The organism is Oleiphilus sp. HI0132 (assembly GCF_001635845.1).
Genome location: NZ_LWGJ01000404.1, coordinates 1 through 1190, shown reverse-complemented (window position 1 = coordinate 1190; position 1190 = coordinate 1). Strand labels below are relative to the sequence as shown.

Annotated in this window: 2 protein-coding genes; both read right to left on the bottom strand. The window is 44.8% G+C overall.

Annotation, left to right across the window (positions count from 1 at the left end):
• On the bottom strand, positions 1–289 hold a 289-nt coding region (gene dut / locus A3766_RS05000; protein ID WP_156508700.1), incomplete at its 3' end, for a dUTP diphosphatase.
• Positions 290–365: 76 nt separating this feature from the next.
• Positions 366–1190: bifunctional phosphopantothenoylcysteine decarboxylase/phosphopantothenate--cysteine ligase CoaBC (coaBC, locus tag A3766_RS04995; protein ID WP_156508699.1), on the bottom strand; the 825-nt coding region annotated here is incomplete at its 5' end.

Here is a 1190-nt window from a genome sequence, read left to right as displayed (position 1 = left end):
GCCCTTGGTAATCTGAGTCAATCAGGCCTACCAAGTTGCCCAAAACAATACCATGTTTATGCCCAAGTCCGGATCGCGGTAATATCATCGCAGCCAGATTCGGATCTTCGATATAAATAGACAACCCTGTAGGTAACAAAACGGTTTCACCAGGAGCCAGCTCTATGCTTTTATCTAAGCAAGCCCTTAAATCTATTCCAGCAGAGCCTTGAGTTGCGTATTCTGGCATGGGGATTTCTGAACCCAAGCGTTCATCCAAGATTTTTACCTGTAGTGTTTGTCGCGTCATTATCAGATCTTCTCAATATTTATTTACTGTCGACATAAGTTTAGATGCTTCTTTCGCTTTGTATATGCGAGTTTCGCTAAGAAGCGCTTCCATCCATTTTTTTTGCTATATCCTTTACTATTTCTTCAGCTAAAGAGGCTTTGGACTGCTTAGCGCAAGCCTTTTCATCTTGCGCAGTAATTATCCATGCCTCATTCTGATCACTGTTAAAGCCTATCTCGGGCTTGGATACATCATTCGCTATAATCATATCCAAGTTCTTACGCTTAAGTTTGTCTCTGGCATAATCCAACACATCATGTGTTTCTGCAGCAAAACCAACGGTAAAAGGACGTGACTTTAATGAGGAAACTGTCGCTACAATATCCGGATTTTGCTCTAAGGTAATAGTCATCGACTCGCCTTCATCAGGCTTCTTCTTTATTTTCTTTGTTTGTATCGTCTGAGGCCTGTAGTCCGCCACCGCTGCACACGCAATGAAAATATTATTTGAACCGCCAAGCTGTGCCAAAACAGTATCCCTCATTTCTACTGCTGACAATACATTCAAACGCTCAACTCCATCGGGCGCGTCAAGTTTTGTCGGGCCAGAAACCAAGGTAACCTTTGCCCCTGCACGAACACAACTTTCAGCAAGTGCATAGCCCATTTTCCCCGAGCTGTGATTACTAATATAGCGGACCGGGTCAAGCGCTTCCTGTGTTGGTCCGGCAGTGATCACTACCTTACGCCCAGCCAATAAGCTAGATGGTTCTTTAGTAATTAATATCTCTAGCGACTCACACAGCTCCGCGGGCTCTAACATTCTGCCAGGACCGACATCCCCACAGGCTTGGTCTCCCTGTGCTGGCCCCAGGATTGTCACTGCAGACCCCAGAGTTTTAGTCAATTCAGAAATATT